We start from the raw sequence: 25,827 nt of genomic DNA on the forward strand, positions 1-25,827 counted from the left end.
TGTGTTTGGTTCAAGAAAATGTTACCGACGACTAATATCGTTTCACTTCACAAACGAGTTGTGTGTGTCCCGTTCTTAATCTATTCATTGCGCTATAGCATCAGTATTTTCGTTATATCCATGCTGCAAAATTTGATGTGTGTCACAAAATTGAAATAATGTTTCAAAAATATATTTTGTTTTTGTAATTTTTTATGAATAAATAAATCAGTATTTTTAAAATGTTATATGATTCAATATGTTATAGCATGTCAGAACAATAATTGTGTAGGTAATATTTTCTGAATATGTGATCCAGATCTCATTTTGAAGTGTTGTTTTATTTTTGTATCCGTTTGATAAATAACGATTTATTTGTTTTTTGTGAATTTGACAGCCGGCGGATTTTTACCTAGATTGATTTTATGGAATGGTATTTTATCTGTTCTTTATCATCAATACATTGGTTTATGTGATTTATGTTGTTCACAGTTATTATTTTTGCGAGGCATTATGAAAAAAACTCTTATCCCGTTATTTTTTGTGGCATGTGCGGCTACGTCATCCTATGCGACGACGATTTATAATAAAGATGGTACAAAAATTAATCTTGACGGACGTGTTTCCTTAGAAATATTAAATTCAACCGATAAGCGTACAGATCTTATCGATAGAGGTTCTCGTTTACGCTTTCATGCTTATCATGATATTGGTTATGATTTAAAAGCGTTGGCAAATATTGAGTTACGCTTTAGTGATAAAGAAATCGGTAATAATCTGCACGTTAAACGTTTATATGCCGGTTTTATGCATAAGCATGGAAAAATGACTTTTGGTAAGCAGGATTTACTTGGCGATAAAATCGGTTATTCAAATTTTACGTATGAATTAGGGAAAATTGCTAAATTAACTACGGCAGGCGATAAGTCTATTCATTTTTTGTATGAACTGGGTGATTTCCGTTTCGGGGTAGATTATTTGTTTGGGCAGTCAATGAAGCATACTGATAATGATCCGTCGAAAGATAAATTAGCAAATAAGGGTGCTGGCTTTACCACTGCGTTGTTTTATCATAAAAAGGTGGCAGGTTTTACTTTTGATTTAGCCGGAGGATATGGAGAGAAAAAAGCAGGGAATCTTGATTCTCAAGAATATACGCAAGAATTGGCAGGGACATCATTTCGTATGATTTATGATGCTTTTGCTATAGGTTTTGATTGGGCGAGTGCGAAATCACCGAAAAGTCATGCTGATCATAAATTTCGTGTAGGTGAAGAGAAATTTGAGAAATTAAATCAATTTGAAGTTGGTGTTCGATATGATTTAACTGATAAAAATAAAGCCTATGCTGAATATCTTTGGGGGACGGGGAAAACGGAAAGTAAGCCGAATGGAAAATTTTCAGGTTGGTTCTTAGGGGCAGAGCATAAAATAAATAAGCATGTTGTGGTTTACTTAGAAGGAGGATCTTTCAGAACTAAACAAGCTGGGAATACGTTAGAGAAAGAGAAACGTATTGCATTAGGTTCACGTGTTTATTTCTAACTTTCAGTTAAAGCAAAGCCGCTATTTATATGGCGGCTTTGATAGGAATGGATTAATTAGTTTGAGATAGGGTAGTCGTGGAATCCCAGTTGTTCGGATACATTTTTGCCGGCTGTTTGTAATAAGCTGACAAGTTCGGGCAATTTTTCTTCTTTGAATCGAATTGTCGGGAGAGATATGGAGATCCCGGCGATGATTTTACCGAAACGGTTATATACCGGTGCTGCAATGCATCTTAATCCCGGTTCCTGTTCTTCATTATCTTCAGCATAATGCTGCATTCTGACTTGAGTCAACTCTTGTTCTAACTGGTCAATATTTTCCAGTGTTTTGTCTGTATGTTTGATAAAAGTAACGTCTTGAAGAATTTTATGAATTTCATTTGAGTCACAATCGGATAGTAGCACTTTACCGATAGCTGTACTGTATAACGGATTACGACGACCAATTCTGGAATGCATTCTTAGGTTATAGGTAGAATCAATTTTGTGCAGATAGATAATTTCATTCCCTTCCAGCATACCTAAATGTAACGTTTCGTGAGTCTGGCCGGCGATAATGGACATCTCTTTATTTGCTAAAGCGATTAAATCAACATATTCCAGGGATTTTGCACCAACTTCAAATAATTTCAGAGTTAATCCGTATTTATCCGTTTCTCCTTCTTGAGAAACAAAGCCCAAGGTTTTCATGGTTTGTAAAAAACGGTATGTCGTACTTTTTGACATCATTAATCGCTGAGCGAGTTCCGTAATACCGATATTTTTTTGTTCTGCTAAGGTTTCAATAATGCCAAACACCTTTAATACAGAGGATACTGCTTCTGGTTGAGTTTCTTTTTCCATAATGAGCATACACCGTGATGTTAATAATTGTTGTAATAATAGTAATGATAATTAAATCGTTGGCATAATAGCATAAAAAACAGGATTTAGAAAAATTTTCTAAAACTCATCTTATTTAAAAATTGAAATTATGTTTCATTAATATTGCAATATATTTTTGGTGTATTATAATCTAGCTGAAAAGGAGGATAGTTCAATACTATTCATCATAAATCAAACCAACTCACAAAGGAGCATTATATGAAATTGTTCGATTTAACAGGTAAAGTCGCTGTTGTAACCGGTTGTAATACAGGTTTAGGTCAAGGTATGGCATTTGGTTTAGCGCAGGCCGGATGCGATATTATCGGTATTAATTTAGTTGAACCGATTGAAACAAAAGAGAAAATTGAATCCGTAGGACGTAAATTTGTAAATATTGAGGCTAATTTAATGCAGCAAGACGGATTGGCGGCCATTGTTGAAAAAGCGGTAGGGGTCTTTGGTAAGATTGATATTTTAGTTAATAACGCTGGTATTATCCGCCGTGAAGATGCCATTGATTTTAGTGAGAGTAATTGGGATGACGTTATAAATATCAATTTAAAAACGGTTTTCTTCTTATCTCAACTTGTTGCAAAACAATTTATCAAACAAGGCCACGGCGGCAAGATTATTAATGTTGCCTCTATGCTTTCTTTCCAGGGCGGCATTCGTGTGCCTTCTTATACGGCATCTAAAAGCGCCGTTATGGGGATTACTCGGGCAATGGCAAACGAATGGGCGAAATACAATATTAATGTGAATGCGGTAGCGCCGGGATATATGGCAACTGATAATACTGCGGCACTTCGTGCTGATGAGTCCCGTAGTCAGGAAATTCTGGATCGCATTCCGGCAGGGCGTTGGGGTACCCCAAATGATTTAATTGGTCCTTGTGTTTTCTTGGCTTCGTCTGCCGGTGATTATGTTAATGGCTATACTGTTGCAGTAGATGGTGGTTGGTTAGCCCGCTAAGCTAATTTATGGGATAGCATGTAATTCGGATTATATGGGAGTAAAAATGAAAATTGCACTAATGATGGAAAACAGCCAGGCGGCGAAAAATGCGGTTGTTTATAAAGAACTTAAAGGCGTTGCAGATGAGAAAGGGTATTCTGTCTTTAATGTGGGTATGAATGATGAAAATGATCACCATTTAACTTATATCCATTTAGGGATTATGGCGAGTATTTTACTTAATGCCAAGGCGGTGGATTTTGTTGTGACAGGCTGTGGCACCGGGCAGGGGGCTATGATGTCGTTGAATATCCATCCGGGGGTTGTTTGTGGATATTGCCTTGAACCGACCGATGCATTTTTATTTAGTCAGATTAACAATGGTAATGCGCTTGCTTTGGCTTTTGCCAAAGGTTTTGGCTGGGGAGCAGAATTAAATCTTCGCTATATGTTTGAAAAGGCATTTACCGGTGTTCGTGGTGAAGGTTATCCTGTTGAACGAAAAGAACCTCAGGTGCGTAATGCCAGTATATTGAATCAAGTAAAAAGTGCGGTGGTAAAAGAAAATTATTTGGATACATTGCGGGCTATTGATCCTGAATTGGTTAAAACGGCAGTAAGCGGTAAACGTTTTCAGGAATGTTTCTTTGCTCATTGTCAGGATCGCGAAATTGAAGATTTTGTTCGCCGTGTTTTAGCTAACTAATTATGAGTTGATAAACCTACTTAGTCTCTAAGTAGGTTTATTTTTAACAGGGGGAAAGGATGAAAAAGATTGCTATTTTAGGCGAATGTATGATTGAGCTGAATGGGGAACCTTTTGGCGAGATGAAACAAAGTTATGGTGGAGATACGTTAAATACGGCAACTTATTTATCTCGAATCAGCACACCGGATCAGGTGGAAGTTTACTATATTTCCGCTTTAGGAACGGATAAGTTAAGTCAAAATATGCTCGGTCATTGGCAGGCAGATCGGATAAATATTGATAATGTTTTGCTCGATCCTGAACGTCAACCCGGTTTATATCTGATTCAGCTTGATAAATATGGGGAGAGAACGTTTCTTTATTGGCGTAATCAATCTGCAGCACGCTATCTTTTACAACATGATGGCTATCCAAAGGTTTTACGGAACTTACGGCAGATGGATATGATTTATTTAAGTGGTATTTCATTGGCAGTATTACCTGAACAGGATCGTTCTATGCTGGTAAAACAGCTGATTGAGTTAGCGTCGCAAGGTGTTGAAATCGTTTTTGATAGTAATTATCGTCCTAATTTATGGCGTGATCAGGATGAAACCCGACAAATTTATACCGCACTTTTACCTAGTGTGAGTTTGGCGTTAGTGACATTTGAAGATGAACAGGCTATCTGGCAGGATGAGAACGTACAGGATGTTATTCGGCGTTTGACTTCTGTCGGGGTTAAGAATGTGGTCGTGAAACAAGGAAAGTGCGGTGCGTTTTTTCGTGATTATTCAGGATCTGAAGGTCAGGTCGCCACAGCTCAGAATATTCAAGTGGTGGATACCACATCTGCCGGTGATTCTTTTAATGCCGGTTTTTTAAATGGTTATTTGCAGGGAAAACCGCTTAAACATTGTTGTGCACAAGGTAATGCGGTGGCCGCTGTTGTTATTCAACATAAAGGGGCAATTATTGCTGAAAGTGCTACGGCACATTTTATAACTGAATTCAATAAAGGAAACTAGGATGAATACTCAAATGACAGAATTAATTAATAAATTAAGAACGTTAAAAATTGTGCCTGTGATTGCTTTAGATAATGCGCAGGATATTATTCCTTTAGCGGATACCTTATCTGCTAACGGTTTACCGGTTGTCGAAATTACTTTCCGTTCTCCGGCAGCGGAAGATGCGATTCGATTATTACGTAAACATCATTCTGAAATGTTGATTGCCGCGGGAACCGTTTTAACCCAGGAACAAGTAGTCAGTGCGAAAAATGCCGGTGCCGATTGGATTGTTACGCCGGGATTTAATCCTAAAATTGTTAAACTCTGTTTGGATCTTGGTATGCCTGTTACACCGGGAGTTAATAATCCTATGTCAATTGAGGCGGCCTTAGAGATGGGATTAACCGCAGTGAAATTTTTCCCGGCAGAAGCATCCGGTGGGATAAAAATGATTAAAGCGTTGTTAGGTCCTTATCCACAACTTCAAATTATGCCGACCGGAGGGATTGGTATACATAATATTCAGGATTATTTGGCTATTTCAAATATTGTTGCCTGTGGTGGTTCATGGTTTGTTGAAAAATCTTTAATTGCTAATCAGAACTGGGATGAAATAGGTCGATTAGTGCGTGAAGTATTAACTTTGATTAAATAGGAAAATCGTTATGTTCGTATATGGAAAGAATATTCCTTTAGAAGATCTTGGTAATGGCGTTAAACGCAGAATTTTAGCATACAGCGATAATATTATGTCGGTTGAAGTCCATTTTGAAAAAGGCGCTATCGGTGCTTTACATAGTCATCCCCATGAACAACTTACTTATGTTTTATCCGGTCGTTTTGAATTTACCATTGGTGATGAAACAAAAGTGGTGAATGCGGGGGATGTGCTTTATAAATGTCCGAATATTATACATGGCTGCGTTTGTTTAGAACCCGGTGTACTTTTAGATACGTTTACACCAATGAGAGAGGATTTTATCCGGAAATAAGTGGTATTCCTCATCGCTGAATAATATTTACTTATTAATGAGAAATCATTAAGGAGCGTTTTTATGTTTAATAAAAGATTGGCGTCATGTCTTTATTTTGCGTTATTTTCAAGCGCTGTTATGTCTGACGGGCTTGATCCAAATGCGTTGGTTTGGAAAAGTATTACCTTTGGGCAATCAACGGATTTAAATTTCGGTTCAACGATTTTAGCGGAAAAAGTCGGGACAAATAGAGCGACCGTTGCAGGTGAGCCGGTTCAAGAGGGTAAATTAGCGCCTAAATTTACCATTGAAAGCCGTGGTGGAAAATTAGCAAATTCACATGAGGGATTAACTTATTATTATACGGTGCTCCCTATTGATACGAACTTTATTCTTGCTGCCGATGTTTATTTAGAACAATTAGGGCCGGAAACCGGTGCTAAACCGAATCGTCAGGAAGGCGCAGGTATTATGGTGCGGGATATTTTGGGTAAACCAAGGGAAGTTCCGCAGCCGGTAGGATATGAAGAGTTCCCAGCCGCATCTAATATGGTTATGAATTTATTGCGTAGTAATGCAAGAGAACATAATGGGAAAGTTAATATCAACGCTTCTTTTCGAGAAGGTATCAGTACGCCTTGGGGAAGTGCCGGAAACCGCTTGGTTCGAGAGGATTATGTAGAAGGCGTTGAGTTTGAGAATAAAAAAATCAGACTTGTTTTAGAAAGAAATGATCAGGGATTTATACTGACTTCAGAACAGGACGGTAAGCAATATAAAAAGGTTTTAGATCATGTCACTCCTGGGATTTTAGCTAAGCAAAACGCTGAAAAACAATATTTAGGCTTTTTTGCCGCACGGAATGCCAAAATTACGGTAGAAAATGTTGATTTAAAATTAAGTGACGGCAAGAAAGTGAAAGCGGTTGATTTTAAGGCGAAACCGTTTCCGCTTACGGTGAGTATTGAATCATCCCATAAGGCTTTCGGTGATGAATATATCTTTCAGGCAAGGGCTAATTATGACGGAAAATTTATCCTTAGCCAGAACGATAAGATCTTATTTACTTCTCCCGTTGTTCATGCAGGTGAATATTTTCAGCATAAGTTGGCATTAAATGCGGACAAGATGATGCTGAATATTCGCTTTATTCCTCAGGACGATGTGCAGGAAAACGCATTTGAGACAGCTTTAACCATTGAAAAATATGCCTTAAAAGATTCTGCTTTGATTTATGTTTCTCCACAAGGTTTACCTAATGGAGAAGGGAGTGTGGAAAATCCACTTGATATTATGACCGCACTTCAGGTTTTACCACCGAATGGAACATTATTTTTGCAAGCGGGAGAGTATCCGGCAATGACCATCGATGCACAATATAGCGGAAGAAGAGAGGCACGTAAAACATTAAAAGGGGAACCGGGCAAAGTTAAATTTGTGGGTGAAGTGTTACATAAGGCAAGTTTCTGGAATATCGAGGATATTGAGGTTGATGGCGCGAGTTTAATTGTTCATGGTAGTCATAATAATTTTAAAAATATTATTACCCATGATGCACCGGATACCGGATTTCAAATTACCTCACCGGAAAAAATAGGCCGATCTTTATGGGCAAGTCATAATATTGTGACAGATAGTATGAGTTTTAATAATAAAGATGATTCACAGATTAATGCGGACGGCTTTGCGGCTAAGATGCGGGTTGGTGAGGGAAATAGCTTTATTCGTTGTATTGCTCACCACAATATAGACGATGGTTGGGATCTGTTCAATAAAGTGGAAGACGGACCTAACGGTCGTGTAACCATAAAAGATTCTATTGCTTTTATGAATGGGCAGACATTGAATTTAAAAAGCAAAAGTGCATCCATTGGTAATGGTTTTAAGCTTGGCGGAGAGGGCATTCCGGTTGGGCACATTGTCGAAAATAATATTGCGTTTCGTAATAATATGGATGGATTTACGGATAATTTTAATCCGGGTACTTTTGTGATCAAAGATAACATCGCCATTGATAACAGACGGTTTAATTTTTTATTCAGAAAAAGCCCCTATGAAAACGGACCTAAACAAGGCATATTTACGCATAATCAGTCTTTCCGATTTTATCAGGAAAGCCGATACGTTGATGTCGTAAATAGTGATGTTTTGCAAGACAATCTGTTTTTAGATAAGGTAGGAATGACAGCGATTGATACGGAAATTATCAAGGAATTACAGAGATTAAGTAATGTTACGTCGACCGATGTAGATAATGTGCTGCATAATATGAGGAAGATTCAAACCTTATTAGGTCAGAAAAATTAGGTATCTAAGCATTGAAATTAAAAGAACTGAAATTTTTATCATTTCAGTTCTTTTTTTTTATGATAGTTAGCATGTTTACAGATTAATCAAAACATTAAATGCAAAATAATAAAATAATGATATTAAAATAATAAAACAATGTTTTAAAAATAAGATGGAGATCACATTTTTTTAAGTTAAGTTGTGGTAAATTTGACTCCGAAATAAAACATTAAAGGAGATTTTATTATGAATATAGATTATCTTGTGATAGCAGGTTATTTCTGTTTGATTGTTGCCATTAGCTTAGTATTTAAAAAAATGGCAAGTAATAGTACGAGTGATTATTTTCGCGGTGGCGGCAAAATGCTTTGGTGGATGGTTGGCGGTACCGCTTTTATGACACAATTTTCTGCCTGGACATTTACCGGTGCAGCGGGTAAGGCTTTCACGGATGGATTGTCTGTTATCGCCGTATTTGTTGGCAATATGATGGCTTATGTTTTTGCTTATTTTTATTTTGCAAAACGTTTTAGACAGATGAGAGTCGATACACCGACAGAAGCTGTTGGTCGCCGTTTTGGTTCCGGAAATGAACAGTTTTTTACCTGGGTGATTATTCCTCTTAGTGTGATTAATGCCGGTGTTTGGTTAAACGGTTTATCGGTATTTGCTTCTGCAGTTTTTGATGCGGATATTACTATGACCATTTATGTTACCGGGATTTCTGTATTGGTTGTGTCACTTTTAAGTGGTGCTTGGGGAGTCGTGGCATCCGACTTTGTACAAATGCTCGTGGTTGCTGTGATTTCTATCGCTTGTGCAATTGTTGGGTTAGTTGTTGTGGGCGGACCAGGTGAAATTATTGAAAAATTTCCCGGTGGATTTATTTCCGGTCCGGATATGAATTACCCGCTTATTTTAATTTGTACGTTTTTGTTTTTCGTCGTAAAACAGTTACAAAGTATTAATAATATGCAAGAGTCTTATCGTTTTTTAAATGCAAAAGATTCTAAAAATGCAAGTAAAGCGGCTATTTTTGCTTTAGTTTTGATGCTTGTTGGTACGGTTATTTGGTTTATTCCGCCTTGGGTTACTGCGATCATTTATCCTGATGCGGCTCAGGCTTATCCTGAATTAGGTAAGAAAGCCTCTGATGCGGTTTACCTTGTTTTTGCACGTAATGTGATGCCGGTAGGAACGGTCGGTCTGCTGATGGCGGGGTTATTTGCGGCAACAATGTCCTCAATGGATTCTGCACTTAATCGTAATTCCGGTGTGTTTGTACGTAGTTTCTATGCACCGATTATTCGTAAAAATAATGCGGATGATAAAGAATTACTTCGTGTCGGTCAGATTGTGTGTATTGTTAATGGTATATTAGTGATTTTAATGGCACAGTTCTTTAACTCATTGAAACATTTGAGTTTATTTGATTTGATGATGCAAGTCGCCACCTTATTGCAATCACCGATTTTAGTACCCTTATGTTTTGGTATGATTATTCGTAAGACACCTAAATGGGCGCCTTGGGCAACGGTTTTAGTTGGTATGTGTGTTTCCTGGGCTGTCGTGAATATCTTTACACCGAATTATGTTGCAGGTTGGTTTGGCATTGAAGAACTGACAAAACGTGAAATATCAGAATTAAAAGTGATTATTACCATTGCAGCACATTTATTCTTCACTGCCGGTTTCTTTTGCTTAACGACATTCTTCTATAAAGAAGAAAAAGATGATAATAAAGCACGGAGAATCGCTTTCTTTAACGATGTTGATACGGAATGTGTCGCTCGGGAAGGGCAGGATGAAATTGATCGGGCGCAACGTAAAAAATTAAGTACATTGGTGATGATTATGTCAGCCGGTCTGTGTGCGATGGTATTAATTCCAAATCCATTGTGGGGGAGAATTTTATTTGCCGGTTGTGCATTGGCAATATTCGCCGTTGGTTATGGATTAAAACGTAGTGCAGAAATTAAATAACTAATTTAGTGACGGCAATAAATGAGAATAATTTAACCTCATTTATTGCTTTTTAGTCAGGCAGGAGAATATTTTTATGGCTAAAGGAAAGAAAATTCAATTTTGTTTTGAATCTTTTATTGATTCGGATACGCAGGTAAAAATTACACGTTTAACACCTAAAGAGGTGACTTGCCATCGTAATTATTTCTATCAGAAATGTTTTACTCAGGATGGAAACCAATTATTGTTTGCGGGTGATTTTGATGGCAACCGTAATTATTATTTGCTGGATTTGAACACTCAAATTGCGACGCAATTGACCGAAGGAAAAGGCGATAATACTTTTGGCGGTTTTATTTCTCATGATGATAAATCATTTTTTTATGTAAAAAATGAATCAAGTTTATATAAAGTGGATTTAGGAACGCTGGAAGAAACCTTGATTTATACTGTCGATAAGGATTGGAAAGGATACGGTACCTGGGTGGCGAATTCTGATTGTACTCAATTAGTCGGTATTGAAATTCTAAAATCATGCTGGCAGCCTTTAACGGACTGGGATAAATTCAAAGCTTTTTATCATACCAATCCGACTTGTCGTTTAATCAAGGTAAATATTCTTACGGGGGATGTTGAAATAATTCACCAGGATAATGTTTGGCTCGGTCATCCGACTTTCCGTCCTTTTGATGATCGTACGATTGGTTTTTGTCATGAAGGTCCTCATGATTTGGTTGATGCAAGAATGTGGTTTATCAATAACGATGGTAGTAATTTACGGAAAGCTAAAGTTCATCAACCCGGTGAGTCTTGTACGCACGAATTCTGGGTACCGAATGGGTCAAAAATGATTTATGTCTCTTATTTTAAAGGGCAGACTGAAAGGGTTATTTATAGTGTTGACCCCGATACATTGGAAAATACCCGTTTGATTACTATGCCGCCTTGCTCTCATTTAATGAGTAATTTTGATGGTAATTTACTTATCGGTGATGGTTGTGATTCGCCTGTCGATGTAAATGATAGTGCGGGATACCGTATTGAAAATGATCCGTTTCTCTATCTATTCAATATTACAGAACAAAAAATTGTTAAACTGGCAAAACATAATTCATCATGGAAAGTATTGGATGGCGATCGTCAGATTACACATCCGCATCCGTCATTCGCGCCTGATGACTCGGCTGTTTTGTTTGGTAGTGATTTTGAAGGAAAACCTGCTATTTATTTAGCGGATATTAAACATATTCAGCGTTAGTAATGGGAAGTGGTGACGGAGGCGGTTGCCATGATATTACAATGAAAAACGGATTAAATTAAGTTTAAATAATCTGAGCCCTGTAGATTACAGGGCTCAATATTTAAGTTAAATTATCAGTCCGGATTTTGGGAGCAGATCAACTTTGATGAATGGTTTCACTGATATCTTCAATCGGTTTTATATTTTCATCAAATTCTTCTAATGGTTTGTGCTCGCTTGCTAGGAAGGTATAAATAACCGGTAAGACTAACAAGGTAAACAATGTCCCCACAGCCAAACCTGCAACGATTGTGATACCCATACTGAAACGGGATACCGCACCGGCACCGGTTGCGTAGAGTAGCGGTACAAGACCTGCAATCATAGCCGCCGTAGTCATAAGGATCGGACGTAAACGTACACGTGCCGCTTCCATAATGGCTTCAACTCGGCTTAAACCACGGTGTAGTTGCTCTTCTTTTGCCACCTCGCACATTAAGATACCGTGTTTGGTGATCAAGCCTACCAGCGTAATTAATCCCACTTGCGAATAGATATTCAAGGTTGCACCGGCTTTTCCGGCGAATCCGAAGGCATTGAGTGTGAGTAACGCTCCACTAATGGCTAATGGTACGGAAACGATGATTACCATCGGATCACGCCAGGATTCAAATTGGATCGCCAATACTAAGAAGATGATGACCACGGCGAGTGCAAAGGTAGTTGCTAATGCGTTACCTTCTTGCACTAACTGACGAGATTCACCGCGCCAATCATAGGTATAACCTGACGGTAATAGTTCGGCACCTTCGGTTTGGAACCACTCAATACCGTCACCGACCGCACCGCCCGGCACCATTACGGCACTGATTTGTGCAGAGTTTAATTGGTTGAATTTCGCTAAAGACATCGGTTGCGATTCAAGGGTGACATCTACCAAGCTGGATAATGGTACGGAAGTACCGTCACTGGCTGTGAGATAGAAACCGTTGAAACTTTCCGGTGATAAACGATCTTTACGTTTTAATTGTGAAATAATTTTATACGCACGACCATCAATATCAACCCGCTCAATAGTAGCGGCAGAAAGGAAACGGCCTAAGGTTGCACTGATTGCACTCATGTTAATACCGTAAGTATTGGCTTTTTCGCGGTCGATCTTCACACGCATTTGTGCGGTATCAAATTTCAAGTTCAAGTTTGTGTAAACGAACTTACCTGATTTTTGCGCCGCCTCTAATACTTTGCCTGCCACTTGTGCCAAGTCTGAGTAACCGTTTGCCGTTGTGATGACGAAAACAATCGGCGGACCTTGTTCCCCGGTATCAATTTCCGGGAAAGCGAAGCTTGACATTGTGATAGCACTTTGATTTGCCGCTTTCGCGTTGAGATCAGCCATAATTTCATTTTGGTTACGCGTACGTTCTTTCCAATCGTTTAAGGTGGTAATAACGATGGAGTTATTAGTTGACGGTGCACCGGAAATTACCATGGAGAATTTTCTTTCCGGTAATTCATCTAATACGCCTTCATAAGGTTTCATCGCATTTTGAATATAATCCACGTTAGCATTCGATGGTGCGGTACCAATACCTAGGAAACCACCTTTATCTTCCGTTGGCGTTAATTCGCTGGAAAGTGAATTCAGCATAAACGGTAAGGTGATAAATGTACCTAAAGCGAAGATCAATACGCTCTTACGGTTTTTCATAATTAAACCGAGCAGAGCACTATAAAGTGCGGTGATTTTTGTTAAAGTTTTATCAACACGTTCTTCCAATTTTGACGGATTAGTATGTGCTTTAAGCATTTTACTGGTCATCATTGGAGATAAAGTTAATGCTACAATACCGGAAATAAATACCGCACCTGCTAGCGTTAACGCAAACTCTTTAAATAATGTACCTGTGATCCCGCCCATTAATGCCATCGGTGAATATACCGCAATCAAAGCGATAGTCATAGAAATAACCGGTACGGCGATTTCACGCGTTCCGATAATCGCAGCACGGAACGGAGTTTCGCCTAATTTGATATGACGGTCAACATTTTCCAATACCACAATCGCATCATCTACTACCAAACCGATCGCCAGAATTAATGCCAGCAAAGTCATCAGATTGATGGAGAAGTCGAAAATTTGTAGCATGAAGATTACCCCGATCAGAGAAATCGGAATAGTCACAATCGGAATAAGGATAGAACGGAATGACCCGATAAACATCAAAATAACCACTAATACGATAACAACCGCTTCAATGATAGTGCTTACGACAGAATCAATGGAACTGTTGATGGCGACCGTCCGGTCATATAAGATGTTGGCATTCATTCCGTTTGGCATATCTTTTTTGATTTGCTCAAATACCGGATAAATATCATTAGCAACCGTTAACGGGTTGGCACTGGAAGCCGGTTCAATAGCTAATACTACCGCTTCTTGACCGTTAGCGACCGCACGGCTGTCATCACTTTCTTTATTCAGTTCAATATCGGCGACATCACGCAAACGTACTAATTTAGCACCGTCGCTGGATACGACGAGATTTCCTAATTCTTCGACGGATTTGGTTGTGGTTTCTACTTTGTTTTTATATTGTACATAGTAGCCGTTATCGTTACCTGCCGCCGTCTGTACGTTATTATTGGATAATGCGGCGCTAATCGCTGAAGTGGAAAGTCCTTGTGAAGCCATTTTTTCCGGATCCAGCCAAATACGCAAAGCATAAGTAGAGGCACCGAAGGTATTAACTTTTGCGATACCGTTTACCGTTAATAATTGTGGCTTGATAACACGATCTACGTAGTCGGTAATTTGCGGGCCGCTTAATTTATCGGATGTTAAGCTGATATACATTAAGCCCGAACCACCGGTAGATGAAGTGATTTGCGGATCATCAATACCGCTTGGTAGCTCGGAACGTACGGCATTCACTTTTGCCAAAACATCGGCCAACGCACCGTTCGGATCCGTATTCAATTTCATTTTTACGGTAATCGTGGAACTGCTTGGTGCACTGCTGGATGACAAGAAGTCAATATTATCCGCCTGTGCAATGGATTCTTCCAATTTAGACGTGACGAAAGCTTGGATCAAGCTGGCATCCGCCCCTGCGTAGGTGGTGCTCACCGTAATAACGGTGGTTGTCATTTTAGGATATTCGCGTACCGTTAATTTCGAAAAAGCCTGCAAACCTAAAATAATGATCAGCAAACTGATTGAAATCGCCATAACCGGCCGACGAATAAAAATATCAGTAAATTTCATTGTGTAATTCCTAATTTACTTCCTATAAACTGGTTTCTTTTGCCGGAGCAACCGTGCCAACGGCTTGTTGATCTTGAACCTGTACCAATTTACCGTTGTTTAAATTTTGTTGGCCGTTGGTAACGATAAGATCACCGATTTTCACATCACCCGGTTTTAATTGTGCATAGATACCTTGGCGGTCTTTAGTCGTGACTGTAATTTGTTGTGCACGATAAAGATCTTTCGCACCCTCTTTATTGGCTGCATCATCAGCGGCTAATGGTTTTAATACATAAGCAATTTCACCGTACATGTTGTAGCTGATAGCAACTTGCGGCACAACGATTTGATTATTTTCCGTCGGTAAGGCTACACGTAAACGGGCAAACATACCGGACATTAATTCTTGGGCATTCTCACCGTCAAATACGGCCTGTACGTTTACCAAACCGCTGGATTTGGTGATCGCCGGTTCGATAGCCGTAATTTTTGCGGAGAACGTTTGACCTAAGCGAGCATCTGCCGTAGCAGTTACTTTTTGACCTACATAAAGCTCATCAATACGGTTTTGAGAAATTGCAAAGTCAATTTTCATCATACTTCTGTCTTCGACTCGAACGATATCACTTGATGCTGCTACATATTCACCTACGTTCACTTGTACAATACCGGTTATGCCGTCAAAAGGTGCAATGACTTTCATTCGTTCAATACTTGCTTTTAATGAAGCAATTTGTGCAACCATCGCATCGTAAGAGGCTTTGGCACTGTCTAACTCGGTTTGTGACACGCTGTTTGATTTGATCAAATTTGCATAACGATTATAAGTTGCACGTAATGCCGGTAATTGGGCTTCTGAGGCTTTTAGAGTGGCTTGTTCTACGGAACTGTCCAGTTCTACTAACACATCACCTTTTTTCACTGCCTGACCGTCTTTGATCAACACGCGTTTAACCACGCCGCCGGTTTGAATACTTAACATTGAACCTTGGTTCGGGCGTACCAAACCGGTGGTTTCAATAACCGGTGTCCATTGTTTGCTTTCAACAATCATGGCGGTTACCGGCGACGGCGTTTCACCCGCATTGGCAATAGCATTGGCAATGGCTTTACTTTTGATAATATTCAATATAATCATTGCTACGAAAATCGCTAAAACAATGACTAAAACCAAACGCAACAAAAAGCTGTGCGATTTCTTTGGTTTATTTTGAGTTTGTTCCATATAAGGACTCCGATTTTACTAGTTAAAACAAAAATTAAATTATTTTTTAATTGAACGCCATGAACGTTCAATTATCGTTTCTAAAAGTGCGGTGGAATATGTTTTATTTTCCAATACGGCATAATATGCCAAATGTATGGCACCTTCTAAACTCAATATCCATAAAATATCAGTAGGCAAATCAACTAATACTTGGCGTTCAATGGCTTGTTTACAGAAAATATGCCATTGATCCTGTTCGTTGCTTTTACATTCTCGCACGATTTTATGAAAATTGGGCAATGATTGATATTGCGACATATTGAGCGTAAAACTCGGTCTGTTTAATAATACATTCCATAAATTCAGCCATAACTGACGATATTGCTGAAATGGTTCAGCCTCCGGATCCCAATTTTTGGTTAATTCCTGTTGAAAAGTATCGAATATATTGCGTACCAATAATTCAAGCAATTCTTCTTTATTTTTGAAATAAACATAAATGGAACCTGCTGAAATCCCCGCTTCCTTTGCGATTTTATGCATCGATAAATAATGCAAGCCATGTTCAGCCATTAGGCGTTCAGTAGCAGCGAAAATCTGATTAGTCATATCACTGACTTTTTTCTGTGACATAGATCCTCAAGGTTATGATAAAAGGGGAAAATAAATTCATTAATATACTGAACAGTACATTGAATGAACGTTCGTTCATTTTAGACATTTTTTTTATTAAAGCAAGAAATGATTGTAAATTTAAATAAAAAAATCACCGCACTTTTCAGAGGAAGACGGTGATTTTAATGAGTTACTTAATCAGTGAGCTATTTCCAAGTATATTTATAGCCTATGGTTCCGCGGTAGCCGCTACGTTTGACGCCATTTAAATTACGTTCATAACGCCCATCGGCATAGATAGAACTGTTTTTAGATATTGGAAGCTGACCGCCAATACCAATTTCGCCCCACGTTGAGGCATAACGTTCACGAACTTCATCCGTACCGATATGAACTGCTTTTGGTTTGACAAAATCATTCCAAACATTCGCAACTACATAGAATGTGTTGGTATATAATTTTTCAGCATCAGTTCTGTTGTAAGCAAGTCTTAAACCAACGCGTCCGCGTAGTCCGTGTTGTGTCGGTTGATCAACGGTTTTAGCTGTTTTATCGGTAAAGCTTTTTAGGTTGACCATTTGGTAAATTAATTGTGCTTGCGGTTCCAGCAACCAGCCGTTGCCTTGTAGACTATGTTCATTTAAAGCAAACGGGTGTCCGGCTTCTGCAGATAAAATAAAACTCAAGCCTTTTTGTTTTTGCCCTACACCGTTACGGCTTTGGTATTTATTATGAATATGGGAAAATTGTCCCACTAAATCCAGATAGCTGCCATTCGGTGAATAACGTGTGTGTGTCAAGCCTAAACTCCACATATCGGTTTTCACCGTACCGGTCAATTTATCTGAAATTACGAGACCGTTTTGCGCTCTGAATTTATCATAGAATTTTGCATCGCCACGTGAATATGCACCGTAAATACCGGTTAGTCGGTGACCACCCTCATCGGTACGTTTGATTGCAAAATCATGCCCGATTTGAATACCTTTGGTATCTAAATCGAAATTAAGACGTGTTTTCCCTTCGGTTTCTAAGCTACTGCCCAGTAATCTTACCCATGTTTGATCGCGTTCGGATTGCTCGCAGGCGTTACAATTATTCCATGCTAAAATTTGGTTTTCACTACGTCGTTCATGTAAAGTCCGTAATACAGCGTAAGCTTGTTCCATATTTACCCAAGGCGTTTGGACATAGGCCGGAACCTTATTGTCGAAAATCGGTACCGGGGTAGGCCGTGGTAGTGCTGCGAGAGTCCAGTAATATTGATCAGTACCGTTCACAGTACGTTTAGCCAGTTGTGCTTCACTGGCTCCCGTAGTACTTGCCGTTCCGCTGAATACGGTATTTCCGGAAATGCCAACCGTAATTACCGGAATGGTATTTATGATTTCATAGACTTGTTGTACATTACCGTCAATAATGTTCTCTGTACCGTCTGCTTTAACCGGTATAACGGTTGTTGTTCCTGTTGCTGTACCGGAAATATTCAGAACGTCGGATTCAGAATTTGAACCGTTAGAATCTCCGGGGGCATTCCAGTTTGTATTCATTTTTATTGTACTGCCGCTATTACCTGTGTAATTACCCGTAATATTTAAGGTTTCGGTTGCCGTAGAAGTGGAGGTTAAATTAATTGTACCGCTATTGGTTACCTGACCTGTTACGGTTGCAGTTGTTCCTGCCAAGCTAAGCGTTGAACCGGCGTTAATATTTAAACCGTTGCTTGCATTACCTGACGTTTGCAAAGAATCAACAAGATTCAATGTTGTATTATTGAGATTAATGGTTTCCCAGTTTTTGAGCATACTGCCATTTGCTGTGACGGAAATACTATTTAAGTTCAAAGTATCAATATAACCGTCAGCAGTTTCCGTATCATCACCACCGTCTAACACTTGTGAACCATCATAGCCGGTTGAACTGACGGTAGCTGTATCTGAACCATTTTCACCGTTGAATGACGTAATAGTTGATGTATCAGACCAAGTAAACGTATCATCGCCATCACCACCATTGACTGAACCTACTATTTTGGCGGTATTTGTTACTGTGATAATATCATTACCGGTTTGACCATAAATGCTACCGCTGATAGTTGCCGTATCTGATACCGTGATGTTGTCATTACCATCGCTATTAGCACTGTTATCAACTCCGGCATTACCGCCATAAACATCACCTGTCACAATCGCATTGCCTGTGATGGTAATCGTATCATTACCGCCGGCACCTTCAACTTTATCAATATTTGCACCACTTTCAATGGCGATAGTATCATCACCGACACATCCCAGACCGTCATATTTACTTGATGAAACACTGCTGCCTACCGTATGAGAACCATCGGTACAGGTACTGCGTAAATACCAGTCATTTGTATCAATATCGGCTGTATCTGTACCGCTAGGAATACCATTTGTACCTAAACTATCATTAGTTGTTCCTTGATATAAACGATAAGTAAATTGATGTTTTTTCTCCGCACGTACGGAAATACTGTCATTGGATACAACACCATCACCCTTTAAGGTGAAATTATCACTTGCAGAAGTACCATCTACTTTTACGACTTTAATCCCTTCTTTAGTCAAATCACCGGTACCACCAATATTATTTATGGTGATATCGGTTGTACCGCCGGAATCCCCTGTGATATATAACACATCTGATGTTGACGAACCTGCGGTAGCTGATTTTTCATCGCCATCCATTAATTTTGTGTCTAAAGTCAGTTTTGCACTATCGGCACCTGTATAGTTTCCTTCAACGGTGAGTAAATCCGTTGTGATTTTATTGGCTGTAGTAATAACCCCGCCTGTACTGGTTAGCGTACCGTTATTGGTTGTACCGTCAGAAGTGAGTTTGACAAAATATTCAGCGTTACTGCCGGTTAAGTTTGTTCCGGCATCTAAAGTACCGCTATTGGAAAGATTTAATGAACTGATAGTTGAACGTTGATCGGTTAAGTCTTCTTTTTTAGCAAGTTTCCATGTCGCGTTATTGCTGACATTGACATCTAAAGTAGATGAATAAGTTGCACTGGCTGAATTTTTATGCATTAATCCGATCGCGGTTGCTTGATCTTTGAGATTTACAGTTAAACTGGAAACAGCACCGTCTGTTGCAGCCCTCCATTTTGACCCGTTATCTAGAGCCTCAGTTTCTACTAACCAACCTTTGCTTGCAGCAGTAGCTTTACTTTGAGAACCCGATAACGTAAATTCAGCATTCGTTGCAGCAAAGTTACCATTATTAAACCAACCGGCAACTTTGTTTCCTGCAAAAGCAACCGCAATACTGGAAACCATTTCTGCCCTTGCTTTAATTAATGATGCTGTTTCAGATGTTGTATCAATAATAGTATTATTTAATCTAACAACTTGAGCTACGGCATTCTCATTTCTTGATACTTGATCTGAAATAATATATGTCACAGTCGTATCATAATCTTGTACATCAAATACTATGGCAGAATTTCCAGAATGAATTTCTCCTGAACTGCTATTTGAGTCAGCTATCAAACTAGATTTATTACCGAATAAACGAACAGTAGCGGAATCAGTAGTTTGAGTTGTATCGAGCATCATATTACCGTTAGATATAATGCTGGCACCTTGGTACTCGGTTGAATACGCTGGATTTGGCAAATTAGGTTTACCAATTTTTAATGCAGCAGAATGTTTGCCATTTGCTACAATTGTTATTTTTGAATCATTAAGAGTTGCTTTTGAACCATCTCCTGAAATATAGATACCAGCTAAATAATCGCCGATTTTTGCAGTGGAATTATCCGTTACATTTATGCTTAATAATCCATTGGAAACAAATGTGGGAGTTGCACCAGTAGTGCGATATATTTTGAGGCCTGACAATTGATGTCCTGCCGGAGCTGTAGCTCCGCTGAAATTGACTATACCAAGTTTTGTATTGGCCGTATTTGTAACATTGATTGTAGCATTATTGACCGTTAAGTTTGCATTATCAGTGGAAGTTCCACCATTATATTCATAACCCACTGCAATGCCATATGAGGCATTAGAATCAGCAGAACGTTTTGGGTTGTTTTCACTCGCAAGTGTTACATTGACATCAACATCACCATTAATGGTGACATCTTTGTTACCTCTGACGACCAGTCCTTTTGGAATAGTCCAAGTGACGCCGGAAGCTGGTGTTGTAGTGATACTTAGAGAGTCGTCAACAGTAACTGATTCGGAATATTCTTTAGCAACTATTTCCCCATTAGTTTCCGAAGTAACGGTTTCTGCGATAGCAAAGGAAGATGTTAAGATTCCACAGGTCAATAATAACGTGCTACCAGACAGTTTTCCGGCTCGCTTGGTGAGTTCAGAACAAACTATATAACATTGTTTAAACGTACACCATTTTGTTTTAAATATTTTATTCATGGTAATGCCTACCTATCTTGGATTAAGAAAATAAATAATTTCAAAAGTTTATAGGCATATTACTGAACATATATTCCAATATCAATATAAGTTATTATGATTTTTTGGTATAAAAAATGATCTAAAATAGATAAAAAAATCACCGAACTCTGTTTATATTAAGTACGGTGATTGTATAAAAAGTAATAAGAGATTTTATTGACGATAAGTTTTTAAGAAGCGGGCGATACGACCGATAGCATCTTCTAAGACAGTAACGTAAGGCAGGGTAACGATACGGAAATGATCCGGTTGATGCCAGTTGAAGCCGCGACCGTGTACGATCAGCACTTTTTCCTGTTTCAATAAGTCCAACACCATTTTTTCATCATCATAGATGTTGAATTTTTTCACATCCAATTTCGGGAACATATATAACGCACCTTTCGGTTTCACGCAGCTCACGCCGTCGATTTGGGTAAGCAATTCATAGGCTTTATTGCGTTGTTCCAATAAGCGTCCGCCGGGTAGAATTAAGTCGTTAATGCTTTGATAGCCGCCTAATGCGGTTTGAATGGCGTGTTGCATAGGAACATTGGCACATAAACGCATAGAGGCGATCATATCCAATCCCTCTATATAACCCTGAGCATGTTCTTTCGGACCGTTAAGAATCATCCAACCTTGGCGGAAACCGCAACTGCGGTAGGCTTTGGAAAGACTGTTAATGGTAATCGTCAATAAATCCGGTGCTAAAGCCGCGATATGATGATGTACGGCATCTTCGTATAAAATTTTGTCATACACTTCATCGGCAAAAATCAATAATTTATTTTGGCGGGCGATTTCGGCAATCTCCAATAACAATTCTTTGCTATATACCGCACCGGTCGGGTTGTTCGGATTGATGATAACAATCGCTTTAGTGCGTGAGCTTACTTTGCTTTTTATATCTTCAATATCCGGGAACCAATCGGATTGTTCATCGCACACATAATGTACCGCTTTACCGCCGGAAAGGGTCACAGCCGCCGTCCATAACGGATAATCCGGCATTGGAACAAGCACTTCATCACCATTGTTCAATAATGCCTGCATAGACATGGTAATTAATTCCGAACCGCCGTTGCCGATATACACATCGTTCACCGTAGATTCGTAAATGCCTTTGGATTGATAATATTGCACCACCGCTTTACGGGCGGAATATAAGCCTTTGGATTCGCAATAGCCTTGTGCAGTCGGCAAATTACGGATTAAATCCACTAATACTTCGTCCGGCGCATCAAAGCCGAAAGGCGCGGTATTACCGATGTTCAGTTTTAAAATTTTATTGCCTTCTTCTTCAAGACGCATTGCTTCTTTATGTACCTTGCCGCGAATATCATAGCAGACATGTTCTAATTTATCTGATTTGGGAAAGAGATCCATGCTACACCCTCGTTTTTGTTTAGTTCTTTTGAGTGAAAAGTGAATACACTTTAACCTGATTTTGCAAAGAATAAAAGATTTAGTAAAAATTTATTTTAAAGTGCGGTAGAATTACGGCAATTTTTTCAATTTTGAATGATAAAGAAAGGAAAATGAACGCGTTGCAAACTCTGCGTGTGCAATTAACCGAACAACTTAATGCACTTCAATCTCATTCATCTCAAAACGCTATTTCCGTGCTGAAAGCACAAATTGCGGTTAATGACATGAATTGGTTAGCATGGCTGAAAGCACAACAAAGCTATCCGCAATTTTACTGGCGTCACCGCGATAACATGCAAACAGTGATTTCCGTCGGTAAAGTGCGGTCATTTTCTCAGCTGAATTCAGCAGATTATTTTATTCAGCAACATTCCACAACTTTAGTGGGTGGACTAACCTTTAATGGCGAGTGTCAATTTTATTTACCCCGTTTATTGTTGAGTGCCGAGCCAAAAAGCGTAACGGCTTATTTAACCTTAGACCATCAAGCGGATCCGATTCAAGAACAACAAGCTATTTTGGCCGTATTGGAAAATTTAGCAAAATCCACCGCACTTTCTGCCGTGTCGCAATCTATCGAATTGATGAAACAATCTGCCGATCAGACACTGTGGTGCGGCTGGGTGAAAAAAGCCTTAAACGCTATTGCCCATACGGATTTAACTAAAGTGGTGTTAGCCAATGAAACGGAATTTGTCACACAGTCTTTAAACAGCAAAGATTTCTTGGCAGAAAGTGAAAAACAAAATGCCGGCTGCTATCATTTTTTATGGGCAGAGAATCCGTATACTGCGTTTGTGGGTTCTACACCGGAACGTTTATATGCCCGCAATCGATCACATCTGCAAACGGAAGCCTTAGCGGGCACGGCGTTTATGACTGCGGATGAACAGGAAAACCAACGATTAGCCCAATGGCTGTTGAACGATGAAAAAAATCTGTATGAAAATCAGTTGGTGGTGGACGATATTTGCCAAAACCTGCATTCTTTCGTTACGGAAATTAACATACAACAGGTGGAATTAAAACAATTACGCCAAGTACAACATTTACGCCGCCGGATTTTTGCCGAACTTGCTGAACAATATAGCGATCAGCATTGTCTAATGGCTATTCACCCAACGGCGGCCGTATCCGGTTTACCGCAGCAATCCGCGATGCAGTTTTTGCAAAACACAGAAAATTTTGACCGCTCTTGGTATGCCGGTACTTTAGGTTTTATGAATCGTCAAGCTGCGGAATTTTGTGTCACAATTCGTTCTGCTTTTATTGAAAATGGCGAACAATCTAAAATTCGCGTTTTTGCCGGGGCGGGCATTGTGGCGGGGTCGATTCCCTTGTTAGAATGGCAAGAAATTGAACGAAAAGCAGCAGGGTTGGTATCTCTGCTACAATCAAAAGAAATAGAATAGCAAAGGAATAACTATGTCAGGAATCAGTATATTTAATCGTTGTTGGGCGAAAGTCATTTTAGAAACACTGCTTCGTTACGGCGTGCAACATATCTGTATCGCTCCCGGCTCGCGTTCCACGCCTTTAACCCTCGAAGCCGCCCGTTTGCAACAGGCCAAGCGAGTAGTATGCTATACCCATTTTGATGAACGCGGCTTAGGCTTTTTTGCTTTAGGTTTGGCGAAATCCGCCAAAGTACCGGTGGCAATTATTGTTACTTCCGGTACGGCGACGGCGAATTTATATCCGGCGATTATCGAAGCCCGTCAAAGCGGTGTGAATTTAGTGGTGTTAACCGCGGATCGCCCCATTGAGCTTTTAGAGTGCGGTGCAAATCAGGCAATTTTGCAAGAAAATATGTTCGGTCGTTATCCTGTCGCAACTTTAAATTTACCGCGACCAAACCCGGATTATGCTCCGAAATGGTTGATTTCAACTTTAGAACACGCTTGCCAGCAACAACAGCAACAAAAAGGCGTGGTGCATATTAATGTGCCTTTTGCAGAGCCTTTGTATAATGCAAACGATGCGGATGTGGATAATCATCCGTGGTTCGCTACGATTCAACGTTGGTTGCTGCATCCGAAAAAATGGATTGATTATCAAGAACAGCAACAAGAAGTGATGATGCACGAAAACTGGGATCAATGGCGTACCAAACGTGGTGTATTGGTAGTAGGGCGTTTGCCATTGGAACAAAGTATGGGTATTGCCGCTTGGGCTGCCACACAAAGTTGGATCGTGCTAACCGATGTGCAATCTGGTGTGGAACCGAGTTTGCCTTATGCAGATATTTGGCTGGTAAACCAAACGGTGCGACAAAAGTTATTGCAAGCAGATTTAGTGATTCAGTTAGGTTCAACCTTTGTTAGCAAACGTATTAATCAATTCTTAGCGGATTTTAAAGGAGAATATTGGATTATCGGCGAAAGTCAAACCCGGCTAGACCCGAATCATCATTCTCATTCCCGTTTTAATGTGAAAGTGCATCATTGGCTTCGGGCTCATCCGCCTCTACGTCAAAAACCTTGGTTAATTGAGCCCTTAGCATTGTCTAATTTCTGTGCATCTTTTATTGAGCAGCAGGTAGGCGGTCAATTAAATGAAGCGGCTCTTGCTCATCATTTAGAACGAATTTTACCGAATAATGGTGCGTTGTTCTTAGGAAACAGCCTGTTTGTGCGTTTGGTGGATGCTTTATGCAAACTGCCGGATGGTTATCCCGTTTATACCAACCGTGGAGCAAGCGGTATTGACGGTTTATTAGCAACCGCAGCCGGTGTCGGGATTGCCAATAATCAGCCTGTGGTGGCAATGGTGGGTGATACTTCCGCGTTGCACGATTTGAATTCCTTTGCATTATTTAAGAAAGTCACGCAACCGACTATTATTTTTGTGATCAATAATAACGGCGGGGCTATTTTTGATATGCTGCCGGTGGATGATGCCGTGAAAAACGCTTATTATCGTATGCCGCACGGTTTGGATTTCTCACAAATCGCATCCATGTTTGAGCTTAAATATGCCCGTCCATATACTTGGGCGGATTTAAGTTCGGTGTTGAAGCAAGCGTATTCCCGTAAAGAAGCCACGGTGATTGAAATTAAAGTAAATCCGACGGATGGTAGTAATATTTATAAGAAATTGATTGAGAAAATCAGTCATGCAGTGATTGGTGAGTAGCCATCTATTTAACAAAATACCGCACATTAAGTGCGGTATCAGACCGCTGACAAACCTCTAGACATCCATCTAGAGGTTTGATCTAATAGGCATATCGAAAAAGGAAATGTCTATGCTCAAAAATACCGCCTCTCCACAATATGAACTTGAGATGATAAGTCTCGAACAACTTGTACCCAAAGACCATCTTGTCCGCAAAGTGGCTAAAGCCATTGATTTTGAGTTTATCCGCGATGAAGTCGC

The 25,827-nt window shown here is 39.6% G+C and carries 17 protein-coding genes and 1 pseudogene; 12 read left to right on the forward strand and 6 right to left on the reverse strand.

The features are described 5' to 3' along the window. Positions 1–363: 363 nt before the first annotated feature. Positions 364–1,524: a porin gene (locus EDC44_RS08385; RefSeq protein WP_243647924.1), complete on the forward strand. Its 1,161-nt coding sequence runs from the start codon at positions 364–366 to the stop codon at positions 1,522–1,524. A 56-nt stretch (positions 1,525–1,580) separates the two neighbouring features. Here EDC44_RS08385 and kdgR read toward each other — a convergent pair whose 3' ends face one another. Continuing rightward, positions 1,581–2,378, reverse strand: coding sequence for a DNA-binding transcriptional regulator KdgR (kdgR, locus tag EDC44_RS08390; protein ID WP_207896751.1), 798 nt, complete (start codon positions 2,376–2,378; stop codon positions 1,581–1,583). 231 nt (positions 2,379–2,609) lie between these two features. Here kdgR and kduD point away from each other — a divergent pair, with 231 nt between their 5' ends. The 9 genes and pseudogenes from kduD to EDC44_RS13410 all read left to right on the forward strand — a co-directional run. After that, complete coding sequence (gene kduD / locus EDC44_RS08395) at positions 2,610–3,365, forward strand: 2-dehydro-3-deoxy-D-gluconate 5-dehydrogenase KduD (RefSeq protein WP_131977308.1); 756 nt, start codon at positions 2,610–2,612, stop codon at positions 3,363–3,365. Between the two features lie 46 nt (positions 3,366–3,411). Next, the gene (locus tag EDC44_RS08400; RefSeq protein ID WP_131977311.1) at positions 3,412–4,053 is read left to right on the forward strand and encodes an RpiB/LacA/LacB family sugar-phosphate isomerase; all 642 of its coding nucleotides are present in this window, start codon (positions 3,412–3,414) and stop codon (positions 4,051–4,053) included. A gap of 59 nt (positions 4,054–4,112) precedes the next feature. Beyond that, a complete protein-coding gene (locus tag EDC44_RS08405) occupies positions 4,113–5,063 on the forward strand; it encodes a sugar kinase (protein WP_131977313.1) in 951 nt (316 codons plus the stop codon). 1 nt (position 5,064) lies between these two features. After that, positions 5,065–5,703, forward strand: a complete 639-nt coding sequence (locus EDC44_RS08410) for a bifunctional 4-hydroxy-2-oxoglutarate aldolase/2-dehydro-3-deoxy-phosphogluconate aldolase (RefSeq protein ID WP_131977316.1) — start codon at positions 5,065–5,067, stop codon at positions 5,701–5,703. A 10-nt stretch (positions 5,704–5,713) separates the two neighbouring features. Continuing rightward, positions 5,714–6,040: a cupin domain-containing protein gene (locus tag EDC44_RS08415; RefSeq protein WP_131977319.1), complete on the forward strand. Its 327-nt coding sequence runs from the start codon at positions 5,714–5,716 to the stop codon at positions 6,038–6,040. Between the two features lie 63 nt (positions 6,041–6,103). Continuing rightward, positions 6,104–8,329, forward strand: coding sequence for a right-handed parallel beta-helix repeat-containing protein (locus EDC44_RS08420; protein ID WP_131977322.1), 2,226 nt, complete (start codon positions 6,104–6,106; stop codon positions 8,327–8,329). 228 nt (positions 8,330–8,557) lie between these two features. Continuing rightward, entirely contained in the window at positions 8,558–10,294 is a 1,737-nt protein-coding gene (locus EDC44_RS08425; protein ID WP_131977325.1) for a sodium:solute symporter family protein, read from the forward strand. Positions 10,295–10,370: 76 nt separating this feature from the next. Next, on the forward strand, positions 10,371–11,534 hold the full coding sequence (locus EDC44_RS08430) for an oligogalacturonate lyase family protein (protein WP_131977328.1): 1,164 nt from the start codon (positions 10,371–10,373) through the stop codon (positions 11,532–11,534). A gap of 37 nt (positions 11,535–11,571) precedes the next feature. Next, a pseudogene (locus tag EDC44_RS13410) lies at positions 11,572–11,646 on the forward strand (IS3 family transposase); the annotation flags it as partial. Positions 11,647–11,673: 27 nt separating this feature from the next. Here the strand turns inward: EDC44_RS13410 and EDC44_RS08440 are convergent. From EDC44_RS08440 to EDC44_RS08460, 5 genes are all read right to left on the reverse strand, one after another. Beyond that, complete coding sequence (locus EDC44_RS08440) at positions 11,674–14,784, reverse strand: efflux RND transporter permease subunit (protein ID WP_131977331.1); 3,111 nt, start codon at positions 14,782–14,784, stop codon at positions 11,674–11,676. A gap of 22 nt (positions 14,785–14,806) precedes the next feature. Next, complete coding sequence (locus EDC44_RS08445) at positions 14,807–15,991, reverse strand: efflux RND transporter periplasmic adaptor subunit (protein ID WP_131977334.1); 1,185 nt, start codon at positions 15,989–15,991, stop codon at positions 14,807–14,809. A gap of 39 nt (positions 15,992–16,030) precedes the next feature. Beyond that, complete coding sequence (locus tag EDC44_RS08450) at positions 16,031–16,606, reverse strand: TetR/AcrR family transcriptional regulator (protein ID WP_131977337.1); 576 nt, start codon at positions 16,604–16,606, stop codon at positions 16,031–16,033. A gap of 188 nt (positions 16,607–16,794) precedes the next feature. Beyond that, complete coding sequence (locus EDC44_RS08455) at positions 16,795–20,997, reverse strand: autotransporter outer membrane beta-barrel domain-containing protein (protein WP_131977340.1); 4,203 nt, start codon at positions 20,995–20,997, stop codon at positions 16,795–16,797. A 195-nt stretch (positions 20,998–21,192) separates the two neighbouring features. Beyond that, complete coding sequence (locus EDC44_RS08460; RefSeq protein ID WP_131977343.1) at positions 21,193–22,407, reverse strand: pyridoxal phosphate-dependent aminotransferase; 1,215 nt, start codon at positions 22,405–22,407, stop codon at positions 21,193–21,195. A 152-nt stretch (positions 22,408–22,559) separates the two neighbouring features. Here EDC44_RS08460 and EDC44_RS08465 point away from each other — a divergent pair, with 152 nt between their 5' ends. Then, entirely contained in the window at positions 22,560–23,861 is a 1,302-nt protein-coding gene (locus EDC44_RS08465; RefSeq protein ID WP_131977346.1) for an isochorismate synthase, read from the forward strand. Positions 23,862–23,874: 13 nt separating this feature from the next. After that, positions 23,875–25,584, forward strand: a complete 1,710-nt coding sequence (gene menD, locus EDC44_RS08470) for a 2-succinyl-5-enolpyruvyl-6-hydroxy-3-cyclohexene-1-carboxylic-acid synthase (protein WP_131977349.1) — start codon at positions 23,875–23,877, stop codon at positions 25,582–25,584. The last annotated feature ends 243 nt before the right edge of the window (positions 25,585–25,827 follow it).

It is taken from the genome of Cricetibacter osteomyelitidis, from assembly GCF_004340985.1.
Classification (GTDB): Bacteria; Pseudomonadota; Gammaproteobacteria; order Enterobacterales; family Pasteurellaceae; genus Cricetibacter; species Cricetibacter osteomyelitidis.

Coding starts and splice junctions, on each gene's coding strand:
- EDC44_RS08450 (WP_131977337.1), bottom strand. CDS start 16,606: ATGTCACAGAAAAAAGTCAGTGATATGACTAATCAGATTTTCGCTGCT.
- EDC44_RS08410 (WP_131977316.1), top strand. CDS start 5,065: ATGAATACTCAAATGACAGAATTAATTAATAAATTAAGAACGTTAAAA.
- EDC44_RS08415 (WP_131977319.1), top strand. CDS start 5,714: ATGTTCGTATATGGAAAGAATATTCCTTTAGAAGATCTTGGTAATGGC.
- EDC44_RS08425 (WP_131977325.1), top strand. CDS start 8,558: ATGAATATAGATTATCTTGTGATAGCAGGTTATTTCTGTTTGATTGTT.
- kdgR (WP_207896751.1), bottom strand. CDS start 2,378: ATGCTCATTATGGAAAAAGAAACTCAACCAGAAGCAGTATCCTCTGTA.
- EDC44_RS08405 (WP_131977313.1), top strand. CDS start 4,113: ATGAAAAAGATTGCTATTTTAGGCGAATGTATGATTGAGCTGAATGGG.
- EDC44_RS08440 (WP_131977331.1), bottom strand. CDS start 14,784: ATGAAATTTACTGATATTTTTATTCGTCGGCCGGTTATGGCGATTTCA.
- kduD (WP_131977308.1), top strand. CDS start 2,610: ATGAAATTGTTCGATTTAACAGGTAAAGTCGCTGTTGTAACCGGTTGT.
- EDC44_RS08460 (WP_131977343.1), bottom strand. CDS start 22,407: ATGGATCTCTTTCCCAAATCAGATAAATTAGAACATGTCTGCTATGAT.
- EDC44_RS08400 (WP_131977311.1), top strand. CDS start 3,412: ATGAAAATTGCACTAATGATGGAAAACAGCCAGGCGGCGAAAAATGCG.
- EDC44_RS08420 (WP_131977322.1), top strand. CDS start 6,104: ATGTTTAATAAAAGATTGGCGTCATGTCTTTATTTTGCGTTATTTTCA.
- EDC44_RS08430 (WP_131977328.1), top strand. CDS start 10,371: ATGGCTAAAGGAAAGAAAATTCAATTTTGTTTTGAATCTTTTATTGAT.
- EDC44_RS08455 (WP_131977340.1), bottom strand. CDS start 20,997: ATGAATAAAATATTTAAAACAAAATGGTGTACGTTTAAACAATGTTAT.
- menD (WP_131977349.1), top strand. CDS start 23,875: ATGTCAGGAATCAGTATATTTAATCGTTGTTGGGCGAAAGTCATTTTA.
- EDC44_RS08445 (WP_131977334.1), bottom strand. CDS start 15,991: ATGGAACAAACTCAAAATAAACCAAAGAAATCGCACAGCTTTTTGTTG.
- EDC44_RS08465 (WP_131977346.1), top strand. CDS start 22,560: ATGAACGCGTTGCAAACTCTGCGTGTGCAATTAACCGAACAACTTAAT.